Origin of the sequence: Kitasatospora purpeofusca, from assembly GCF_000718025.1 — a bacterium.
GTDB lineage: Bacteria > Actinomycetota > Actinomycetes > Streptomycetales > Streptomycetaceae > Kitasatospora > Kitasatospora purpeofusca.
Genome location: NZ_JODS01000045.1, coordinates 19,084 through 39,912 on the forward strand (window position 1 = coordinate 19,084; position 20,829 = coordinate 39,912).

General features: G+C 70.3%; 18 protein-coding genes. 4 read left to right on the forward strand and 14 right to left on the reverse strand.

The features are described from left to right. Positions 1–48: 48 nt before the first annotated feature. Both IF01_RS0137815 and IF01_RS0137820 read right to left on the reverse strand, forming a co-directional pair. A complete protein-coding gene (locus tag IF01_RS0137815) occupies positions 49–498 on the reverse strand; it encodes a nitroreductase/quinone reductase family protein (protein ID WP_030398167.1) in 450 nt (149 codons plus the stop codon). Positions 499–503: 5 nt separating this feature from the next. Further along, positions 504–1,289 carry an SDR family NAD(P)-dependent oxidoreductase gene (locus tag IF01_RS0137820; RefSeq protein ID WP_037782712.1) on the reverse strand — a complete coding sequence of 262 codons (786 nt, stop codon included), beginning with the start codon at positions 1,287–1,289 and terminating at the stop codon, positions 504–506. Positions 1,290–1,529: 240 nt separating this feature from the next. Between IF01_RS0137820 and IF01_RS0137825 the strand changes: the two genes are divergently transcribed. From IF01_RS0137825 to IF01_RS0137835, 3 genes are all read left to right on the forward strand, one after another. Continuing rightward, positions 1,530–2,804, forward strand: coding sequence for an acyltransferase family protein (locus IF01_RS0137825; RefSeq protein WP_030398169.1), 1,275 nt, complete (start codon positions 1,530–1,532; stop codon positions 2,802–2,804). Beyond that, complete coding sequence (locus IF01_RS48750; protein WP_167349798.1) at positions 2,801–3,874, forward strand: methyltransferase; 1,074 nt, start codon at positions 2,801–2,803, stop codon at positions 3,872–3,874. Before IF01_RS0137825 ends, IF01_RS48750 begins: the two co-directional genes overlap by 4 nt. Before the next feature lie 179 nt (positions 3,875–4,053). Continuing rightward, positions 4,054–4,683, forward strand: coding sequence for a response regulator transcription factor (locus IF01_RS0137835; protein WP_030398171.1), 630 nt, complete (start codon positions 4,054–4,056; stop codon positions 4,681–4,683). Here IF01_RS0137835 and IF01_RS0137840 read toward each other — a convergent pair. From IF01_RS0137840 to IF01_RS0137865, 6 genes are all read right to left on the reverse strand, one after another. Beyond that, positions 4,664–5,140: an ester cyclase gene (locus tag IF01_RS0137840; RefSeq protein ID WP_051757000.1), complete on the reverse strand. Its 477-nt coding sequence runs from the start codon at positions 5,138–5,140 to the stop codon at positions 4,664–4,666. The genes IF01_RS0137835 and IF01_RS0137840 overlap by 20 nt on opposite strands. Further along, positions 5,137–6,825 carry an NAD(P)/FAD-dependent oxidoreductase gene (locus tag IF01_RS0137845; protein ID WP_341845524.1) on the reverse strand — a complete coding sequence of 563 codons (1,689 nt, stop codon included), beginning with the start codon at positions 6,823–6,825 and terminating at the stop codon, positions 5,137–5,139. The genes IF01_RS0137840 and IF01_RS0137845 overlap by 4 nt, the downstream gene beginning before the upstream one ends. Before the next feature lie 187 nt (positions 6,826–7,012). Further along, positions 7,013–9,196, reverse strand: coding sequence for an MMPL family transporter (locus tag IF01_RS0137850; RefSeq protein WP_208624398.1), 2,184 nt, complete (start codon positions 9,194–9,196; stop codon positions 7,013–7,015). A gap of 224 nt (positions 9,197–9,420) precedes the next feature. Further along, complete coding sequence (locus IF01_RS0137855; protein WP_030398175.1) at positions 9,421–10,098, reverse strand: hypothetical protein; 678 nt, start codon at positions 10,096–10,098, stop codon at positions 9,421–9,423. Next, complete coding sequence (locus IF01_RS0137860; RefSeq protein WP_030398176.1) at positions 10,095–10,418, reverse strand: PadR family transcriptional regulator; 324 nt, start codon at positions 10,416–10,418, stop codon at positions 10,095–10,097. Before IF01_RS0137860 ends, IF01_RS0137855 begins: the two co-directional genes overlap by 4 nt. 104 nt (positions 10,419–10,522) lie before the next feature. Then, a complete protein-coding gene (locus tag IF01_RS0137865) occupies positions 10,523–11,821 on the reverse strand; it encodes a cation:proton antiporter (protein WP_030398177.1) in 1,299 nt (432 codons plus the stop codon). A 760-nt stretch (positions 11,822–12,581) separates the two neighbouring features. On the opposite strand from IF01_RS0137865, the gene IF01_RS42995 reads away from it, so the two are divergent. Beyond that, on the forward strand, positions 12,582–13,472 hold the full coding sequence (locus tag IF01_RS42995) for a helix-turn-helix domain-containing protein (RefSeq protein WP_051757004.1): 891 nt from the start codon (positions 12,582–12,584) through the stop codon (positions 13,470–13,472). Between the two features lie 121 nt (positions 13,473–13,593). Here the strand turns inward: IF01_RS42995 and IF01_RS0137875 are convergent, their stop codons facing one another. The 6 genes from IF01_RS0137875 to ccrA form a co-directional block, all read right to left on the reverse strand. Continuing rightward, entirely contained in the window at positions 13,594–14,241 is a 648-nt protein-coding gene (locus IF01_RS0137875) for a maleylpyruvate isomerase family mycothiol-dependent enzyme (protein WP_030398178.1), read from the reverse strand. Between the two features lie 10 nt (positions 14,242–14,251). Next, entirely contained in the window at positions 14,252–15,307 is a 1,056-nt protein-coding gene (locus tag IF01_RS44680) for a cytochrome d ubiquinol oxidase subunit II (RefSeq protein WP_051757006.1), read from the reverse strand. 42 nt (positions 15,308–15,349) lie between these two features. Continuing rightward, positions 15,350–16,678: a cytochrome ubiquinol oxidase subunit I gene (locus IF01_RS0137885; RefSeq protein ID WP_030398180.1), complete on the reverse strand. Its 1,329-nt coding sequence runs from the start codon at positions 16,676–16,678 to the stop codon at positions 15,350–15,352. Positions 16,679–16,699: 21 nt separating this feature from the next. Beyond that, entirely contained in the window at positions 16,700–17,638 is a 939-nt protein-coding gene (locus tag IF01_RS0137890; protein ID WP_051757008.1) for a LysR family transcriptional regulator, read from the reverse strand. Positions 17,639–17,770: 132 nt separating this feature from the next. Next, positions 17,771–19,492, reverse strand: coding sequence for a fatty acyl-AMP ligase (locus tag IF01_RS0137895; protein ID WP_037782714.1), 1,722 nt, complete (start codon positions 19,490–19,492; stop codon positions 17,771–17,773). Between the two features lie 82 nt (positions 19,493–19,574). Further along, complete coding sequence (gene ccrA / locus IF01_RS0137900) at positions 19,575–20,819, reverse strand: crotonyl-CoA carboxylase/reductase (protein WP_030398183.1); 1,245 nt, start codon at positions 20,817–20,819, stop codon at positions 19,575–19,577. Between the last annotated feature and the right edge of the window lie 10 nt (positions 20,820–20,829).

The following is a 20,829-nucleotide window of genomic DNA, read 5'->3' on the forward strand; positions in this document are numbered from 1 at the left end:
CCCACCGGATCGTGGGGGGCCGCCCGTCGCCGTGTCCAGGGCCGCGTTTCAGTCGGTGCGCGGGACGACGCGGAAGACCGGGCAGCGATCCGCCGCCGCCGCGAAGTGCTCCGGGGAAACCGACTCGACCAGCCCGTTGCGCACGAACGCGTCGACGCCCCGGGGGACCTGGCCGGGGAACTCCCGCAGGACGCGAGCACGCTCGGCGACGGGCAGCTCCACCAGATCCACCCGCTGCGCCCGCCGGCCCCGGGTCAGCACGCCGTGCCCTGCGGCGCGGGCGTTCTTGACCCAGTCGGACTGCGGGTACGCCTGGAGGATGTACCGCACGCCGTCGACGACCACCGGGGCGACCGGGTTGGTACGGAGCAGACCGCTCCTCCGGCCCGGGACCGTGAGCAGGTGCATCGGACCGAAGGGCAGCCCGATCCGGTGGAAGAGGATGACGACGTTGTTCCGGACCTTGTTCCGATGGGCGGGGGATTTCCGTGTGGTCATAGCGGTCACCTCTCGTGGACGCGGCGGGTGATCACCCGGACCACGGACCGCGGCATGGCCCGCATGAGGGGAAGCCTGATCCGGTAGGCGAGCCCGGGCACCGTGGACGGCCGACCGGCGGACACCGCTTCCAGGCCCGCCCGGGCCACCTGCTCCGCGGTCAGCCACTTGAAGTCGGGAAGTGCGTCGGTCGCCACCCCGGCCGCCGCGTGGAACCCGGAGCGGGTCAGCCCGGTGTGCACGGTGGTGACGTGGACGCCGTGCCGGGCCACCTCCATGGCCAAGGTCTCACCGAACGACGAGAGGAACGCCTTGGAGGCGGCGTACGTCGCGGAGCGCGGCTTCGGCAGGACGGCGACGAGCGAGGAGACGTTCACGATGCCACCGCCGCCACGGGCGATCATCCCGGGAAGGCAGGCGTGGGAGAGCCGAAGGGGGACGACCGCGTTGAGCATCGCGGTGTGCAGCTCGCGCTCGGCCGGCAGGTCCGCGAAGTAGCCCGAACCGCTCGACCCGGCGTTGTTCACCAGCAGCTCCACCGGCCGCTCGGAGTCGGTGAGCCTCCGCTCGGCGATCGCGATCTGGTTCTCGTCGGTCAGATCGAGTGCGAGCACCTCCACCGTCACACCGTGCGCGGACTCCAGGTCGCTCGCGAGCCGATCGAGCAGGTCGCCCCGCCTCGCCACGAGGACGAGATCGACGCCCTCCGCCGCCAGGAGCCTCGCGAAGCCCTCGCCGATCCCGCTGGACGCCCCGGTCACCATGGCCGAGGCATACGGAAATATCCGCATGGCATTCCTCAAATCTCTTCGTCAATTCGAACTCGACACGTCCGCACCACATTAGCCGCGGCGGCGGGGAATTGGCCAGCAAATAGAAAGTCCCAACCGGCCCGGGGTGGCGAAATTTATGGCGACTTAAGCAGCGATTCATCGACCGGTGATGGGATAATGCCGCACGATTGACCGGGCTGCAGAAGTCGACAATCGCACTCGGCCTCCACCTCCGTCGAAATGGCTGGTGCCACACCCATGAGCTCGACCGCACAAAGGCGGGAATCACCGCCCCCGACACCCCTCGCCCCCGGCACGGCCGTCCGACTGCACTCCCTCACCGGCCTGCGCTGGATCGCGGCGTTCGCCGTCTTCCTGTCGCACGTCGGCACGCTGCTGCCACTGCCCGACGCGAAGCCGATGCTGACCCTGGGGTCCTCGGGCGTGACGTTCTTCTTCGTCCTCTCCGGCTTCGTCCTCACCTGGACGTACACGGCGGGCGACCGGACGCTGCCGTTCTACGGCCGCCGGTTCGCCCGGGTCTGGCCGATGCTGCTGCTGGCGGTCCTGGTCCCGCTGTTCCTGCAACTGCCCGACGCCCGCCCCGGCCAGAGCGACTCGCTGAAACTGATGGCGCTCTCCGCCGTCCTGATGTACCAGGCATGGGTGCCCGACTACATCCTGGGCAGCACGAACCCGGTGACCTGGTCGCTGGCCTGCGAGGCGTTCTTCTACGTGCTCTTCCCGTTCGTCGCCAGGTTCACCGTACGCCGGTCGCTGCGCTGGCTCGCCGGCGCCGCCGTGGCGCTGGTCGTGGTCGGCTGGGGCATCAAGCTGTGGCTGTGGGACGCCTACCCGCCCCGGGTTCCCCCGGCGTTCACGGGTGTGGACGGCCTGATCCTCGGCACCTACTCCCCCATCGCCCGGCTCTGGGAGTTCCTGCTCGGCGTGATCGCGGCCACCGCCCTGCGCAAGGGCTGGCGCCTCCCTCTCAGTGTGGCGTCGGCCACCACCCTGCTCGCCGCCGGCTTCGTCGCGCTGTGGGTACTGCGCTTCGAGACCTGGCGCTTCGCCGTGGTCTACGACGCACTGTCCCAGGTCACCGCCCCGCTGTACGCGCTCCTGGTGGTCGCCGTCGCCCAGCGGGATCTCGCGGGCGGCGCCTCCTGGCTGCGGACGAAGCCGCTGGTACGACTCGGGGAATGGTCGTACGCCTTTTATCTCCTGCATTTCACGGTACTCTTCGAGATTTCTTCCCGGGTATTCAACCGGAAGAGCATCACGGAATACTACATGCGACCGACCCCGGCGAGCTGGTCGAATACCGGATGGGCGCTCCTCGCCCTCGCCATCAGTGTCGCGCTGTGCGCGCTCCTGTACGAGTTCTACGAGCGCCCCGTAGAGCGGGGACTGCGGTCCCGAATCGGCCGACGCGCCCCGGCCCCGGACTTCCCCGGCCCTCGTGCGGCCACATCCGGGGAACCTGCGGCCGAGCACGATGCCACATCGACGAACGAGGTCCGACGAGCATGACCAGGTCTGTAGCCGCCGCGGAAGGCGCCCCCTTCCCCACCGCCCCCCGCCGAGCCGGGGAGCCTCCACTCGACGACCCGTTCGACGTCATGTTCACCGGATGGTCCTTCTTCCGGAGCAAGCTCCTGAACGCAGCGATGGACCTCGAGGTGTTCTCGACGCTCGGCGACGGCTCGCTCAGCGGCACCGAACTCGCCGACCGCACGGGTCTGCACCCGCGCGGTGCCCAGGACTTCCTCGACGCGATGGCCGCCATCGGACTCCTGGTCCGGGAGGACGGCCGCTACCGCAACAGCCCCGGTGTGCTGCGCCACCTGCTGCCGGACCGCGAGGAGTTCGTGGGCGGTTTCCTGCGGATCACCACCGAACTCATGGGCGCCGACCAGGAGTCCTTCACCGGGATGCTCCGGAACGGCACCGCCCGCAGCCAGGGCACCGGCGGCGAGGTGCCCTTCACCAGGATCTTCCACGACCCGGTCCGACTCCGACAGTTCCTGTCGGCCATGGACAGCTTCAGCGGGACCGTCGGCGATCGGCTGGCCCAGGTCTTCGACTGGTCGCGCGTAGCAACGTTCAGCGACATCGGCGGGGCCCGCGGCAACCTGGCAGCGCGGCTCGCGGCCGCCCACCCCGCGCTGGCCGGCACCGTGCTCGACCGACCGGCCATGGCGGAGCACTTCGACCGCCTGGTGGGCGAACGCGAGGTGGCGGACCGGCTGACCTTCGTCGGCGCCGACTTCTTCGAGGTCGCGTTCCCACCCGCGGACGTCGTGATCCTCGGCGGCGTGCTGCACGACTGGCCGCTGCGCCAGCGCACGGCCCTCCTGCGCAAGGCGTACGACGCCGTCAACGACGACGGCTGGCTGATCGTCTACGACACCATGGTCGACGACGCGCGCGAGGACCCGGACAGCCTGATGCTCAGCCTCATCATGATGCTGCAGTCCGCACAGGCCCACGGGTTCACGGCGGCCGAGTGCGCCGCGTGGGTCACCGACGCGGGCTTCGCGGTCGAAAGCGTCGTCCAGCTGCCCGCGCTCACGACCGCGGTGATCGCCCGCAAGCACTGAGCCCGGACGGCGAACACCCGTTCCGGACCGGTTTCCGGTCCGGAACGGGTGTTCGCGCATGCCGGGTTCGCGCTCGCCGGCCCGCCGGAGGGCGGCGGGCTCAGTCGAATTCCGGCCAAGATCGACCAAGCTATCCTGGTCCGACGGCCGCGCAACCATTACCGAGGGGAGAAGAGCCAGTGACGGCACGCACCAGCGTCCTCGTGATCGATCCGCACCCCATCTCGCTGGCGGGGCTGCAGACCATCCTCAACAGCTACCCCGACCTGAGCGTGATCGGCGCCGCCACGGGCTGCGCCTCGGCGACCACCGCATACCAGGAACTCCGTCCCGATGTGGTCGTCATCAACGCGCACAAGGAGGCGGACCGGGCGCTGGACATCGTGCGTGCACTGTCCAGCACCCGGTCCCTGCCGGCGGCCAACGCGCTCGTCCTGGTCACCGACGCGCCCGCGTCGGCGGAGCACGTTCTACAGGCCGGAGTGAAGGGCGTGCTGTCCGACAGCAGCAGCCCGGAGGAGCTCGCCTCCGCGGTCCGCATCATGGCCGCGGGCCGGTCCCTGCTCATCCCCCGGGCCCGACCGGAGTCGGAGGACTCTCCGCTAGAGCTGCTGACGGAGCGGGAGGTCCAGGTCTTCCGGCTCGTGACCCGCGGCTACAGCAACGCGGAGATCTCGGCCGAGCTGGGCCTGAGCCAGAGCACCGTGAAGTCCCACATCCAGCGGGTGATGGAGAAGTTCCGCCTGCGCAACCGCGTGCACGCCGTGATCTTCGCCTACGAGAACAACATCATTCGGACCGGCACGTAGCGAACGGGGCCGGCCCCGGGGCCGCCCCCTCCGGTGCCCGGAGCTGGCGGACGACGCGGGCCACGTCGAACACGTTCCGGTCCTCGACGACCTGCCCGTCCTCCACCCGCCAGAGCTGGATCCCCTCCGAGGAGATCACCCGGCCGGTGGGCGCCAGACCGGCGAACTCCCCGACGTGGGTGCCCCGGGTGGTGTACCAGCTCGCCACCCACGGACCCTCGGCCACCTGCAGACCGACCTCGACCGTGAGCCCGGAGAACGCGGTCCGGCGCAGCCGTACGCTTTCCTTGGGACCCTGCGGTCCGACCGGCCGCCCGCCCAGCAGGAACTCCGGCGCGAAGATCTCGTCGGCCACGTCGAGTTCCCCGCGGCTCCAGCCCTCGTCGAACCAGCGCCGGGCCAGGGCCTTGTTGGCCTCCCCGGTGCTCAGGTCACCACCCTGCCCCGCGGCCGTCACCGGTTCACCCCCGCGATGGGCGCGGCCGAGCCGGCACCCGCCGCGAGCAGCGCGTCGAGGCTCTCGCGGCCGACGGTACCCAGCGCCGGGACCGGCGACTTCGCGGCCCACTGCAGGAAGTCCAGGATCTGGTCGCGACCGGGGTGGATGAACCTCCGGTCGACGTCCTTCCAGCCGAATCCCTCGTGCACGGCCCCGGACTCCCGGACGAGTCGCAGGACGATGTCCGCCGCCCGGTCTCCGTCGATCTCCCCGGCCTCGTACTGCGCGCAGGCCTGGGCCGTGCCGTCGAGGAGGGTCTTGAAGTCGTCGTTGTCGGGCCACCAGAGTCCGGTGTTCGGCACCTTCTCCAGGGCGTCGAAGACGCTCGCGTCACCATCGTTGCGGTACTTGCGCAAGGCGTTGTTGATCCGCAGGGTGCCCGGCGTGTTGCCGCTCCCCCAGACGCGGAACACCGCGTCCCAGAGCCGGAAGTGCGAGAAGGCGATGAACGAGCAGTTGACCAGCGTGTCGTTGTAGTCGAGCAGGCCCTGCTCCAGTTCCTCGACGTAACGGAAGCGGTCCTCGGTGAAGTCGTCCTCGGCGAGCGCCGCGAGGAGCCGCGGGGCGAGGGCGTGGATGATCTCGAAGGTGTTGGACATGCCGCGCGAGTAGAGCGGGTCCAGGAAGCCCGCGGCGTGCGACATCAGGCACCAGCGCCGGCCCACGGTCTTGCCGGAGGAGTACTGCAGGCGCCCCGTGGACACCCATTCCCTGACCTTCCGCGCCCCCTCGAACTGGCGCTCCACGGCAGGGAAGCGGCCCAGCAACTGCGCGAACTCCTCCTCCGCGGTCAGGTCCGCCGGCTTGGGGTAGAGCCGCGGGTCGAGGGTGACGCCCACGCTGCACAACGGGTTGCGGGAGGATTCGTGGTTGTCGAAGGGGATGATCCAGAACCAGCCCCGTTCGAAGAGGTGATGCATGGTGCCGTTGTGCCAGCGCACCGGGGGCCGGCTCCGCTCCGGCACGTCCAGCACGTCGTCGAACGGCTTGACACCGATCATGTGGGTGAACAGGGACCTGGAGTGGTGCTTGAACCGGGCCGGCTCCTCCCGCAGGCCGAGGTGGTCCGCCAACGGCGAACGGAAGCCGCTCGCGTCCACCAGGTAGCGGGCGCGGACCACGTGCCCGTCGGTGCCGGTCACGGTGACACCGTCGTCGTCGAAGTCGATCTTCTCGGCCCGCCACTGCTGGCGCGTGTCGCAGCCGTACCCGACGGCGACCCGCAGCAGGTAGGCATCACTGTCCTGACGGAAGAGGTGGCTCGCCGACGTCAGCGCGTCCGGGATGACGAACTGGTGCGACTCGTCCGGGTCGGGCTCCTGCCCCGGACGGTGCAGCATGAAGCCGAAATGCTGCTTGCGGCCGAAGGTGTTGCTCACCTTCTCGTTAATGGTCGTCGCGTCGGTGAGGGCCTGGAACTCCGGAACGTCGTAGCGTTCGGCCAGCACCTGCAGCCAGGCGACGAGTTGGGGAATCATGGACTCTCCCACCGCGAAACGGGGGTGGGTACCCGCGTCCGCTATCAGCACCTTGGCCCCGCTGCGGGCCAGTACTGCGCCTAGGGTTGATCCGGCGATTCCCGATCCCAGGATCACCACGTCGTGACTTGGCGTCTGTGTGGACACTGTCCGTTCCTTTCGCACTGGTCCGGTCAGGGCGTCGCAATGCCGACGGCGCCCGCCCCACCAGCCTCGCGCACGCCGATGAAGCCGTGAGAAAGCGCGTGCAGGCCACCCGCCGAACGCGTGCAGGCCACCGCGCCGAAGCGCGATGGCCTACATCGTCAGGCGCGGCTCTGCCGACCGGCCTGGGTGGCGGGACCGGGGCGGACTACACCGCCCGGCCCTCCTGCCCCACCGCGTCGTCGGCGGGGCGGGTCCTCGGACCGGGTGCTCGCCCGGGGGTAGTGACGAGCAGCCGGCCCAAGGAGCGCGGGAACCACCAGTTGGACCGCCCGAGGAGGGTGACCAGTGCCGGGGTGAGGAGGCCCCGGACCACGGTGGCGTCGATGATGATGCCCGCCGCCAGAGCGGTGGCGAACACCTTCACATCGGTGATCGGAATGCTGGCCAGTGCGACGAAGGCCAGGAACAGGACGAATGCGGCCGAGGTCACGAGCCGCCCGGTACGGCTGATGCCGGTCACGACGGACGGGACCACGGTGTCGTGCTCGCCCTCGGCGCTCAGCTCCAGGTGGGTCTCCCGGATCCGGTGGAGGATGAACACCTCGTAGTCCATGGAGAGTCCGAAGAGGAAGGCGAAGACAGCCATCGGGATCCAGATGGTCACCGCCCCGATCGCCGGGGTGTTGAACAGCGCCTCGCTGCCGTAGCCCTTCTGCCAGACCAGGACGACGACGCCGTAGGCCGCACAGGTGGACAGGGCGTTGAGGATCAGGGCCTTGACAGGCAGGACGACCGACCGGAGGGTGCGGGCCAGCACGACGAAGGTGAGCAGCGCGACGAAGAGCAGGATCAGACCGAGGGAGCCGTAGACGGCATCGATGAAGTCGACGTCCGTGGCGGGCCCACCGCCGGCGAGGGCGCCGGGAGTGTCCTTGGCGACGTCCATGACCTTGGTGACCGTGGAGCGGCCGGCGCTGCTGGACGGATCGGCCTTGGTCCACACGTCCACGATGCGCTGTCCGCCGCGCGCCCAATCCGCCGGTGCGACGGAGCCCGCGACGCCTTCGAGCCCGGCGAGTGCGGTGTGCATCGCCTCGCCGCCACTCTGGTCCACGATGACCTCGAGGGGACGGGCGATGCCCTCGCCGAAGCCGGCCTCGACGATCCGCTGGTAGGCGGCGGCCGGCCGGCCGCCCTGAGCGAGCGTCACGGTGGCAGGCTGCCCCAGTCGCAGAGCGAGCACGGGCGCCGCGAGGCCCAGCAGTACCGCTCCACTGAGAACAGCGCACAGGACGGGACGGCGGGTGGTGACTCCGGCGATCCGGCTCCACAACTTGCTGTCCGGGCGGTGCGCCCGGCGCGGGCGGTCGAGCTTGTCGCCCCAGGCGTACAGCATGACGGGCAGCAGCGTGATCGCGATGGCGACGCTCACCAGCGGAATCAGCAGACCGGCATACCCGACGCTGCGCAGGAACGGCACCGGCAGGACCACGAGCGCGGCCAGGGAGATCGCGACCGTCGCACCGCTCAGCGCGACCGCGCGACCGGCGCTGGCGACGGCCCGGACGACCGCTTCGCGGCGCGCCTGCGGGTCGGGCCCGTCGGATCCGGGCTTCTGCCGCTCCTCCCGCCAGCGGGTGACGATGAGCAGTGCGTAGTCGATGGCGATGCCCAGGCCGATGAGCGCCACCAGGTACTGGACGATGAAAGACACGTCGGTGAGCCCGGTGATGCCGCGCACCAGCAGGAAGGTGGTGGGGATCGCCACCAGGGCCATCAGCAGGGGCACGATCGCGAGACCGCTGGCGAACACCAGCCCCAGGACGACCAGGGCGCCGAGGGCGCCGACCAGGGTTTCGAGGATCGGACTGCGCTGGGCTCCGCTGTCCCGGCCGGAGAGTACCGGTTGGCCGGTCAGCTCGACCGGAACACCGGCGATCCTCACCTGCTCGACCTCCGCCTTGATACCCGGAAGGGACTGGGCGTAGGGGACGCTGGAGCGTTCGGCCGGCGGGTAGACAAGCGCGACCGTGGTGCGCTTGTCCGCCGAGACCAGGGCTTCACCGCCGGGCCCCGCGTAGGAGACGCTGCGGCCCCCCTGGGGAGTGACCTTGGCGATCAGGTCGCTCCACTGCGTCCGCACGTCGGCACTGTCGACCGTGGCGCCGTCCGGGACGGTCACCACGAGCAGCAGTGGTGCGTTCTTTCCACCGGTCTGCGAGAACTTCCGCGCCAACGCGTCGTTCGCGGCCTGCGACGGCTTGTCGGGGAGGCGGGACTCGAAGGAGAGCTTGCTGATCGTGCTGCTCGACAGGGCGCCTCCGGCCAGGGTGAGCACCACCCAGACCAGGACGACGGGCAGCCGATGGGAGAGCACCCATCGCGTCATGCGCTCCAAGCTAACCACTCCTGTAGTGACGCTACTATGTAGCCATGCTACGTATGCCTGAGGACAGGTTAGCCGGGTGATCCACTTGGCGCAACATCAAACCCGCCAGGAAAAAGAAATATGACGCAGCCTCACCTGCCGCCCCGGGGAACGCGAGAGCCCCTGGCCGCGACCCGGGATCGGGGTCGCCACCAGGGGCTCTCGGCGCGCGAGCCGGACGCGCGCTACCGGGTGTCCACTCCGCGCAGGACAGACAGGAAGCGCGTCAGCGCGGTACCGAAGTACCCGCCGGCCAGGACCGTCAGCGTCGCGGGGACAGCGACCCGGGGCCAGTCCAGGGACTCCGGATGGCTCAGACCCCGGTTGAACAGGAGCAGGGCCAGCGCGGCCAGCACCGAGAGCAGCCCGATCAGGGCCGCGAGCGTACCGGCGATGACCGTCCGGTCGCGACCGGAAGCCGCCGCGGCGAAACCCGTACCCTTCCGGAGGCCGGACAACGCACCCGCCAGAGAGAGCACACAGCCGAAGGCCAGGACGGACAGCCCCATCAGCAGCAGTGGCGGATGGTAGGGCCACGGCCCGGCCGGGCCCCCGAGCAACGCGGACGCCCAGGCCGCCGCGAGCAGCGGTATCGCGCAGACCGCCTGCAGGGAGATCCGGTTCGCGCTGATGCGCAGTGTGGCGTCGTTGTAGGCGCGGGCCACCTCCGTCGGCGGGCCCCACTCGAGAACGGCCCGGCGGGCAGCCTCCTCGACGTCACCGCCGGCACCCAGGTTGCACTCCGCCGCGCACCACAGGCCGTCCAGCACCTCGTCGAGAATGGCCGAGCGGCGCGACCCCGGTCCGACCAGGAGCTCCGCCACGTCGTCGGTGTAGCGCTGGAGCACGGCCGCCTGCGTCACGCCGGTCCGCCCATGACAACCGAGATGACGGAGGAGATCTCCCGCCACGCCGTCCGCTTGTCGTCCAGGGCCCGACGTCCGGCCGTGGTGAGGAAGTAGTTGCGGCGGCGACGGCCGTTGTGGACGCCCCACTCGCTGCCGACCAGGCCCGCGGCCTCCAGCCGGTGGAGCGCCGGGTAGACCGTCCCGGTGGGGAGGTTGATCGCGTCGCCGCTACGCCGTTTGAGCTCCTCGATCACGGCATAACCGTGCTGCGCGCCGGGCTCCAGCACCGACAGCAGCATGCCTTCCAGATTGCCCCGCAGATTCTCCGCCTTCACACCTGCCCACACTACACATCAGGCCCTCGGAGCGGACCGGCCTGTTTCAACCACCTGCCACTACCCGGCGGCGCTCCGGCCGGCCCGCAGGACGGGCGGCCCACTCAGCCGGCGACGCGGCGGGTGCGCCCGGCTCCGGCCGGCCATTCCTCGCCGTCGTCCTCACCGACGACGCGCAGCTCGGGGACCACGGCCGGACCCCGGCGGGCGCTCCTGTCCCGGATCAGGTTCAGCAGCGGCCCGGACATGGCAGTGGTCAGCAGGGCCATGACGACCATCAGTGAGTACAGCGGCCCGTCGAGCAGCCCCAGTTGCAGCCCGACACCGAGGATCACCAGCTCGGTGAGACCTCGCGTGTTCATGAGCGCGGCCAGGGTGCCCGAGTCCTCGGGTGTCAGGCCCTGCGACCGCGCCCCGAGGTAGGTGCCGCCGAACTTCCCGCCGACAGCCACGAGCAGGATGACCGCGAGCTCGGTGAGACCTTCAAGACCCACACCGCGCAGGTCGACACTGAGGCCCGCGACCACGAAGTAGACCGGGAGCAGCAGCGAGGTGATCTCGCCGACGCGCTCGCAGATCTCCGCGCGCAACACGTCCGTACCCTCACGGGGCATCAGCGCCCCGAAGAGGAAGGCACCGAAGATGTAGTGCATCCCCATCGTTTCGGTCGCCACCGCGGACAGGAAGATCCCGACCATCACGACGGCGAGCCCGGTCGGGCCGAGGCCGCCCCCTGGGCCGGTGCGGGTGAGGACCAGCTTCAGCAGCGGTCGTGCGGCCAGCAGTACCAGGGTGAACGGAACGAGCAGGGAGATCCGCCAGAAGTCTCCGGAGCCGCCGACGACCGCCTGGACACCGGCCAGGGCCGACCAGGCGACAATGTCGACAACCGCGGCGGTGGCCAGCGCGAGGCCGCCGATTGCCAGCCGGGACATGCCCCGGCTGACCAGGATGCGGGCGAGAACGGGGAACGCGGTCACCGCCACCGACAGCCCGATGAACACCACGAACGCGCCGTGCCGTTCGGTCGGGTGGTGGCGAAGCAGGAAGTAGGCGAGCGGGATGCCGAGGGCGAAGGGCACCAGGGTCGACCCCGCTGCCGCACCGAGGGTGATCCCGACCCGGCCACGCAGGAAGCGGTGTTCCAGTTCGAGTCCGACGACGAACATGAACAGTGCGACACCGATGTTCGCCAGCGCACCCAGCAGGGGCCGCACGTCGGACTGGAAGAGGTTGTCGACGAAGAGGTCCCCGAACACGGTGGGGCCCAGGAGGATCCCGGAGAGGATCTCACCGACCACGGGTGGCTGACCGATCCTCGCCGCCAGCGCGCCCAGCACCCGGGCAAGCAGCAGGATGAGGCCGAAATCCAGGAACAGTAACTGTATTTGATGGCTCGTCATGATTGTCAGTTCCTCGGTCGGCCGGCGTCGATGGAGATGGCGATGATCGGTTCCCGCCGCGGGCGCGGTGGCGGTGTCGGGGCGGTGGCCCGACGGGCGGCACAACCGCGAAGGAATGGGCGCACGCGCGGCGGTGGCATCACGATGGCGCGGAGCGCCCCGGGGAGGTCGCGCCTCCCCTCATCGGCGCAACCAGCCTCCCGTCCTGGGTGCTCCGGTGTCATCGCCCAAATTGCTCAGCTGACCGGGGCAAATCGGCGGAATCGGTTACGAGTGCGAACTCCCGCCCAGACGGAACCTGAACCTCCGGCTACGGCTGGTTTTCTATTGCCCGACCGTGGACCCGTGTGCGAGGCTAAACACGTCGTGACGGATTGCAACGGGGGTTGCCAGGTGTCCAGGGATGAGCACAGTCGCATGCAAGACCGACGTCGGCGCGGTGAGCAGTACCGCCGGACGAAATGATTGCCCGCATACTTGACCGTCCGGGCTCCGGTACCGCCGACCCCTAGCACGGGGGCGCCGGTCCAATATTTCGAAATCCGCTGAATACAAGGGATGTCAGCCCACGCGAGCCGCTGCACGGCACGGCCACGGGCTACCTCTCCCCGTCGGTGGCTTCCCTCCACGAGCATCCGCACCCCTCTGCCCGGGTGCGGTTTCGTGATGCCGTTCCACATCGCCGTGGGCGCGCCCCACGCTCGCACAGCTGCCGACCCGGTCACCGTCGTCGATCAGATCCAGGGGGAATTCGAGGGCCATGGAGCACCTTACGCACCGCGCCATCACCACTATTCGCGAGAATTACCACGCACCACTCGTCCTCGACGATCTTGCCAGATCGGCAATGATGAGTAAATTCCATTTTATCCGGGTATTCCAGCGCACCACCGGCGTGACGCCCGGCCGCTTCCTGAGCGCCGTTCGCCTGCACGAGGCCAAAACCCTCCTGGTGCGGACCACATCGAACGTGGCGGAGATCTCCGCGCGGGTTGGTTACAGCAGTGCCAGCACCTTCTCCCGACGCTTCACGGCCTCGGTCGGCCTCTCCCCGACCCAGTACCGACGGATCGGCCGGGGCGACACGGACGAGGCCGGCCGCATCACCCCCTCCGCCGACGAGCGCGGGCCGGTCGGATCCGTGTCGGGGACGGTCCGCATGCTGGGGAGTTCCCGATCCCCCCTCTACGTCGGCCTGTTCGACAGCCCGATCCTCCAGGGCCAGCCGGCCGCCTGGGCCACACTCAGAGGGGCCGGGCCGTTCCAGGTGGAGAACGCGCCGGCCGGGACCTGGTACCTGCACGCAGTGGCACTCGGCGCCCGCGGCTCCAGCGAGAACTGGGGTGACTCCCCCCTGCTCGTGGGCACGGTGGGGCCGGTGGAGATCAGCGCCGGCTGCCGCACCCAGGTCGACGTCGTGCTCCGGGAGGAGGACTGGACCCGGCCGCCGGTCCTGCTCGCCCTCCCCGGGTTCGGCTCGCGCCCACCGTGCCGAATACGCACCGCCACCCAGCACCACGCCCCCGCCGAGGAGCTCTACCGCCTCCCGCGCCAAGCGGCAGGCGACCGACCGTCAGCTCGTCGGCAGGTGAACCGGCGGCGTCCGGCCAGCGCCCCGCGTGCCGGAACGGCCGGCACAGGCGCCCCCTGACGGGACCGCTTCCGGGAGAGCCGTAAGCTCCGGGGACCGGAGCGGAAAGCAACGCGGGAGAGCTGTCCGACGTCGGCCGGACGGCTCTCCCGGAAGCGTGCGGGGAGGTCGCACAACGATTTCAGGCCAGCGTGAACCGGCCCGCTTCCGGCCCCCGGAGCCGACCCGCGGGCAGTTTGCGGCCGAAGGTGAGAAGCAGGAGGTCCTGCGCGGCTCCGCTGACCGGCGACCCGCTGCCGAAACTCCAGTCGAGGTCCTCCGCCCGCAGCCGCACACCGTCGAGCCGAGCACCGAAGAACGCGAAGGACTTGGGGTCGACGGCGTCCAGAAGAATGCGGAGCCGGTCTTCCGGGACCACCCGGCCGATGCCGAGGGGGACGGTGACGTCGAGGCCGTGCACGACGTCATGACCGAGCGCCGCGACGATTCCGCCCACAGGCGGCTTCCACGGATGGTTCGCGTTGTCCCGCAGGAAGGACGCGAGCTCCTCGGTCGAGAACTCGGCCGCGTCCTCCCGTGCGCAGCGGTCGGTCATGCGATTCAGGCTGCCGCGGGCCTTCACAAGCTCCACGGCCACCCGTGGAATGGAGTACCGGAACCCGAACGACAGGTGGGCCGCAACTTCCCTGACCCGCCAGCCGGAGCACAGCGAAGCCTCGTCCCACTGCGTCGCAGACAGCCCGTCGAACACGGTCGCGAGCTCCCGGCGCTCGGCGGCTATCGCCGCACGGACCGCGGATTCGGCATGTTCTCCTGACACCTTGCCCATGACATTCTCCTTACCGGTCGGACTTGGGCGGGCCCGGGACGAACCCGCCATCGGCACCGATGGAAACCACCAGGACCACGGGAGGCCGTCGCGGCGTTGCCCCGACGACGAAGACCCTCCAGAACCACAGCTGGCCGAGGGCCACCAGGATCAGCGCCGGAAGTACCGTCACGGCCATGAGCGCGAGGGAGGCAGGGTCCGCGATCGCCCCGGGCAGTTCCAGGCTGCCCGCTCCCGAGCGGGTCGCCAGCACCGTGGTTCCGTGCACCGCACCGACCAGGAGCGGCAGAGCCACCAGTGGAGCGGCGCCGAACAGCATCGCCGTACCGGTGCGGCCGGTCACCTGCACGCGGTCGGAGGTGTAGACGCAGGCCGCGGCAAGCACCGCGACGATGCCCACCGCCACGGGGGCGTCGGTGACCGCCGCCCCGGCCCCGGCGACGAGCAGCGACAGGACGAGCAGAACCGGCGTCAGCCACCGGGTCAGTCGGCCGAACCTGGCCCGCGCCGAGCCCCCTTCCGGCAGGCCCCGGGCGGCGAACAGCGAGCCCTGGCGCAGGCTTCCGGCGACCGCCAGGGCCGCGCACAGCAGGGTGAACGGGTGAACGAGGTCACCGCCGGTGGCCGTGGCGGACCCGTCCGGCGCGGTGGACAGACCCCGGACCAAGGCACCCAGGACGGCACCCCAGCCGGCCGCGAGCACGAAGCTGGCGGACGACAGCACGGTGTCCCACGTCCGACGCCAGCCCGCGCTGCCGTACGCCGACCGGAACCACAGCGCGGCGTCGCGCAGGAACCACGCGCAGAGCACGCCCAGGAAGGGCGTTCGCAGGGCACCCAGCAGTTCCCCCTCCGCCGTCGGCAGCGCGCCGAGGAGGAGTCCGCCGAAGGCCACCAGCCACACCTCGTTCGCGAGGAAGAGCGGTACGATCGTCCGCCGCAGGCGCGCCCGGCCGGCCTCCGTGCCGGCAACCGGCATCAGCATCCCGATGCCGAAGTCGACCCCTTCCAGAGCCAGATAGCCGGCGAGGAGGAGTCCCACCAGGGCGTACCAGAAGAGATCCACGGTGATTGTGCCCGTCAGCTCGGCGTACGTTCGGTCATGGGGTCAGTAGGAGGGGCGGACGTCCACCGGAGGCTTCCTCCGGCCGTCCTCCGGCCGGTCCGGATACCCGTCGGCGTCAGGCGGGAGGTCCGGGTCACCGAACAGCCCCGCGTCCGGCCCGAGTCGGGCGAACCGGGCCATGAGCACCCCGTCGACGACGGCCAGGGTGGTGAGCACCAGTGTGAAGACGAGGAACGAGGCGAGCATGCCCCCGGGGGACACATCGGCCACGGCGTCGCGGACCGTGAGCTCGCCGGTGACCATCCACGGCTGTCGGCCGACCTCCCGGCTGAGCCAGCCGCAGACGAGGGCCAGGAAGCCGAGGGGCAGCAGGACCGACGGCAGCCGCAGTCGGAACCGGCGGCCGGCAAGCGGCTCCGCACGGCTCGGGCCGCGGGTGGCCGTGGCCGGGATCCAGGCCAGGAGGGCCAGCAGAACGCCGAGAACGAGCATCACGACCGACGCCCCGCCCACCCACGCCGGGGGCAGCCAGTCACCGGAACCGTACCGCGTCTCCGCCTCGGCCCGTACGCCGTCCAGTTCGGCCCCGGAAAGACCCATCAGGACGGCGTACTTCTCGGGCTGGTAGTCCTTGAGCGCACCGAGGTGGACGAATCCCGCCACGCAGGTGGCGACCGCCCCGCAGCCCGCGAGGACCGAGCCCTGGACCAGCGTCGGCCGGAAGAACTCGGTGTCCCGGTCACGACGCAGGTGATGGGCGCTGACGGCGGCCATCAGCAGTCCGGCGAGCAGGGCCACCGCACCGGCGATGTGCGCGAGGGCGTACCAGGTCGCCCCATTGGTGAGGAGCGCCCCCCAGTCGGTGACGTACGCGGTGCCGCCGCGCATCTCGTAACCGACGGGGTTCTGCAGGAAGCCGTTGACCACCATCACCCAGAAGGTGGACATGTACGCGGTGAGCGCCACGCCCCAGATCAGCGCGAGGTGGGCACGGGGCGGCACCCGGTCGAAGCCGAAGGCCCAGAGTCCGATGAAGGTCGATTCGAGGAAGAACGCGACGATGGTCTCGACGGCCAGCGGCGCGCCGACCACGTTGCCCATGACGTGGGAGAGGCCCGACCAGTTCAGGCCGAACTGGAATTCCTGGGTCAGGCCGCTGACGATGCCGAGCGCATAGTTGATCAGGTAGAGACCACCCCAGAAGCGCACGCGGCGCACGCGGGTGGCGCGCAACGCGGGTTGCCGGGTGCGGACCGCGCGGGTCTGCATCAGGGCGACGACCGTAACCAGTCCGAGCGTCAGGGCCACGAACAGGAAATGCAGCGTCGCCGTGACGGCGAACTGGAGTCGCGCAAGGTCAACCGCGTTCACGTGGTGCTTTCCGGTGGGGGATCAGGAGGCGGATCGGAGTGGAGCGGCGGGCGGCTCGTACCGACCGGCCGGCCCGGACCGACCGAGCCGGGTTTGCGCCTGTGCCAGGAGCGCCCGCGCCGCCGGGCTCATCCGGCCGTGGGACCGCCACACCAGCGCGAGGCCGCCGCGCAGGTGCGGGCTGGCGATTTCGACGGGACGCAACTGGTGCGGCTGGGAGCGCACGAACTGCTCCGGAAGGACCGCCATTCCCATACCGCGGGCGACGAGTTGGGCCAGGATCCGGGGATCCCCGGCTTCGAAGGCCACTCTGGGCCTGATGCCCGCCGCCGACCAGGCCGCGTCGGCGGCGGCCCGGATCGCGCTGCCGCTGGGCAGGCAGATCAGCACCTGCTCCTCGACCTCCTCGACGCTGATGCTGCCGCGCCGGGCGAGCGGGTGGTCGTGGCTCACCGCCCCGATCAGCAACTCGTCGGCGATGACCAGGGACTCGAGTCCGGTGGGCGGATCGGCGCCGATGCCGACCACGGCGACGTCGATCCGCCCCGCCCGCACGGCCTCGGCCAGTTGTTCCGTGCTCCCCTCGCTGAAGGAGATCTCCACGGCCGGGTGGGTCGCGCTGAAGTCCGCGACCAGTTCGGGAAGGCGGAGGGAGAGGGAGGACGCGACGGAGGCCAGCGCCACCTGCCCCCGGACGACGCCCGAGGCGGTCTCCACCGCCTCCCGAACCCCTTCGACCGCGGCCAGCATTGCCCGGGCGTGCGGCATCACCGCCTCGCCCGCACCCGTGAGTTGGACCGTCCGCCCGCCCCGGTCGAGCAGTTCCTGGCCGAGTTCCCGTTCCAGCCTCCTGATCTGCGCACTGACGCAGGGCTGGGTCACGAACACACGCGCGGCCGCCTTCGTAAAGCTGGCCTCTTCAGCCACCGCTACGAGGTACTCCAGCTGACGCAGTTCCATGTGGTGATCGTACTGGCGGCCTCGCTACTGAGGACCTCATGTTCGTGACAGCCAGAGCGCGACATCTACACGCACCGTCAGATCCACCTGCGAGAACTGTCAGGCCGCTGTGAAGCCGCCGTCACATTCACCTCAGGCCACCGGATCCGGCACGACGAGCCGGGTGAGACCACCGGCCAGGTACTGCTCGCGGCACGGGCGGCGCCGCACCTTTCCGCTGGTGGTCTTGGGCAGCGTCCCCCGGCGGATCAGCACCACGTCAGCCACGTCAATCCGGTGGTCGCGGCGCAGCGCCTCGCGCACGGCGTCCGTCACCTCCTCGGGGCTCGCATACCGGCCGACCCGGCTGTCACCCTCGACCACCACGACGACGGACTCCTCCACGCCGTCGTCCACCGGGAACACCGCCGCGGACGCCGGACGCAGCAACGGGTGACTGGACTCGACAGTGTGCTCCAGGTCCTGCGGGTAGTGGTTGCGGCCCTTGAGGATGATCAGGTCCTTCAACCGGCCGGTAACGAAGAGGTCCCCGCCGTGGACGAAGCCCATGTCGCCGGTGCGCAGGAAAGGTCCGTCCGCCTCAGCACCGGTGATGCGTGCCCGGAAGGTCCGGTCGCTCTCCTGCTCGCGCCCGAAGTAGCCCGCCGCCACGCACGGCCCCGACACCCAGATCTCACCGACCGCGTCGGGTGCCACCTCCAGGTGGGTGTGCGGATCGACGATGCGGACCCGGGTTTCGCCCACAGTACGGCCGACACTCATCACCGCACTGGTCACCGCCGCCGCCACGTCCTGCCGGCCGGCGACCGGCACCACCGTGCCGAGGCCCAGCGCCCGCGCGTCCACGACGAGCGGCGCGGGCTCGGCGTCCGGCGGGCTGCCGGCAACCTTCAGAGTGTGCTCCGCGAGGCCGTAGCTGGGGGAGAGCGCCCGGGCGTCAAGGCCGCTGGTGGCGTACTTGCCGACGAACTCGCGCATCGAGTGCTCGCGCACCGGCTCGGCGCCGTTCGCGGCCATCCGCCAGCTGGACAGGTCGATCGGCTCGCGCACACTGTCGCTCCGCACACACAGGTCGTATGCGAAATTGGGTCCGGAGGAGTGCGTTCCGCGGAACCGGGACACCGCCTCCAGCCAGCGACCGGGCCGGCGGATGAACGCCTCGGGCCCCATCAGGTACGAGGGCCGTCCCGCCCACAGTGGCAGCACGATGCCCAGCACCAGACCCATGTCGTGGAAGAACGGCAGCCAGGAGACGACGGCGCCGTCCTCCTCCATCGGCCACAGCCGGTCCGTCTCCCACGCGTTGAACCAGAAGTTGGCGTGCGTGACCATCACGCCCTTCGGCGTTCCGGTGGAGCCGGAGGTGTACTGCAGCAGGGCCACGTCCGACATCCGCGGCACGGGCAGCTCGGCCCCGGTGGTCGGCGCGGACAGCTCGTCGGTGGCGACTATCTCCAGCTCGGCGAGTTCGGGCAGCCCGGCGAACTCCGCGAGCACCTGCTCGCGGGCCTCCTGGGTGGTCAGCACCAGGGTGGTCCGTGCGTCGTCGGCGATGGTACGCACGCGCTGCACCGCGTGCCGACGGGTCGGCACCTGGACCGGCGCCCCCATCAGACCGGCCGCGGTGCAGGCCAGCCAGGCCCTGATGAACTCCAGGCCATTGGGGTACATCAGGACGACGCTGCGCCGCTCCCCGGCCAGCGCCGCCAGGGCGCCGGCCAGCGATCGTACGTCGTCGTGCAGTTGCCCGTAGGTGACCTGCTCTCCGATCTCCTCGCCGTTGCACAGGTAGACGTAGGCAACAGTGTCGGGCGTCTCGTCCGCCCGCTGGGCCAGCAGGGCGGACAGCGGCATCGGAGTGCGCTCTGTCGTGGAATCAGTGATCATTGCCGTCCGTTCATCAAGGGTCGCAGGCGAACGTCCTGGAAGGGGGTGCTCAGGCGAGATCGGTGAGCCCAGCCCGCGGCGCGTTGATCAATGCGGCCATGTTGCCGGGGGGCTGGCGGTTCTCGTGCATCAGCTGGTGCGCGTCGCCGATCCCGGCCAGGTCGAACAGCCCGGAGAGGCAGGGATCGAGCTGCCCGGAGGCGACGAGGTGGATCACCGCGCGGCACTGGGCCGGGTTGAAACCGTGCGAACCCTGCAGCCGCTTCTGCCGCATCCACAGGAACCGCAGGTCGACGTCGGCGGCGTATCCGGACGTTCCGCCGCAGATGGTGACCATGCCACCGGTCTCGCAGAGATACATGGAGGTGGGGATGGTGTCCTGACCGCTGTGCTCCAGGACGACCTTCGGCGCGCGTCGCTCACCGAGGGCCTCCCAGTAGGCCCGCCCGAACCGGCGCAGCTCGGCCATCCAGGTACCGTACGCGGCGGGGTCGTCGAGCTCGGGCATGCGGCCCCAGTGCGAGAAGTCGCGGCGGTTGACGGTCCCCACCGCGCCGAGCTCGCGGCAGTACTCGGCGCGCTCCTCGCTGGACACCACCGCGACCGGGAGACCGCCCGCGTTCCGCACCAGCTGGATGGCCATGGACCCGAGTCCGCCGGCCCCGCCCCAGATCAGCACCGGGTCACCGGGCTTGACCGTGTTGGGCGCCCAGCCGAACAACTGGCGGTACGCGGTGGCGCCGGTGAGGACGAAGGAGGACGCGGACTCCCAGGTGAGGTTCTTCGGCTTCGGGTGGCACTGGTAGTCGTGGGCGAGCGCGAACTGGGCGAACGTGCCGTAGTTGGACTCGTACCCCCAGGCCTGCATGGTGGGCGAGAACGTCGGGTCGCCGCCGAGGCGGATGTCCTCCCCGGTCTCGTCCCACTGGCCGCCGGAGAGCACGACCTGGTCCCCCGGGGCAACCCCGGACACACCCTCGCCGACGGCGAACACCACGCCCGAACCCTCCGAGCCGCCGATGTGGAAGTCCTCGGGCTCACCGCGCTTCTGACGGGCGGCGATGACGTCCAGCGGGTAGCCGAGGCCGGCCCAGACGTTGTTGAAGTTGATGCCCGCCGCCATCATCCAGACCAGGACCTGGCCGCGCCCCGGCCTGGGGGTGTCGACAACCTCCGTCTGGAAGGACTTCTTCGGCTCGCCGAAACGGTCCGGGCGGATCACGGAGGCGTACATCTTCTCCGGGATCTCACCGAGCGGCGGCATCTCACCCAGCTCGTACAGGCTCTTCCCCATCGTCTCTGCT

Bases quoted from the DNA above. Each gene is read 5' to 3' on its own strand.
- IF01_RS0137890 (WP_051757008.1), bottom strand. From the start codon at position 17,638: ATGGAACTGCGTCAGCTGGAGTACCTCGTAGCGGTGGCTGAAGAGGCC.
- IF01_RS42995 (WP_051757004.1), top strand. From the start codon at position 12,582: ATGGAGCACCTTACGCACCGCGCCATCACCACTATTCGCGAGAATTAC.
- IF01_RS0137825 (WP_030398169.1), top strand. From the start codon at position 1,530: ATGAGCTCGACCGCACAAAGGCGGGAATCACCGCCCCCGACACCCCTC.
- IF01_RS0137875 (WP_030398178.1), bottom strand. From the start codon at position 14,241: ATGGGCAAGGTGTCAGGAGAACATGCCGAATCCGCGGTCCGTGCGGCG.
- IF01_RS0137820 (WP_037782712.1), bottom strand. From the start codon at position 1,289: ATGCGGATATTTCCGTATGCCTCGGCCATGGTGACCGGGGCGTCCAGC.
- IF01_RS0137815 (WP_030398167.1), bottom strand. From the start codon at position 498: ATGACCACACGGAAATCCCCCGCCCATCGGAACAAGGTCCGGAACAAC.
- IF01_RS48750 (WP_167349798.1), top strand. From the start codon at position 2,801: ATGACCAGGTCTGTAGCCGCCGCGGAAGGCGCCCCCTTCCCCACCGCC.
- IF01_RS0137850 (WP_208624398.1), bottom strand. From the start codon at position 9,196: ATGACGCGATGGGTGCTCTCCCATCGGCTGCCCGTCGTCCTGGTCTGG.
- IF01_RS0137895 (WP_037782714.1), bottom strand. From the start codon at position 19,492: ATGCCGCTGTCCGCCCTGCTGGCCCAGCGGGCGGACGAGACGCCCGAC.
- IF01_RS0137865 (WP_030398177.1), bottom strand. From the start codon at position 11,821: ATGACGAGCCATCAAATACAGTTACTGTTCCTGGATTTCGGCCTCATC.
- ccrA (WP_030398183.1), bottom strand. From the start codon at position 20,819: ATGGGGAAGAGCCTGTACGAGCTGGGTGAGATGCCGCCGCTCGGTGAG.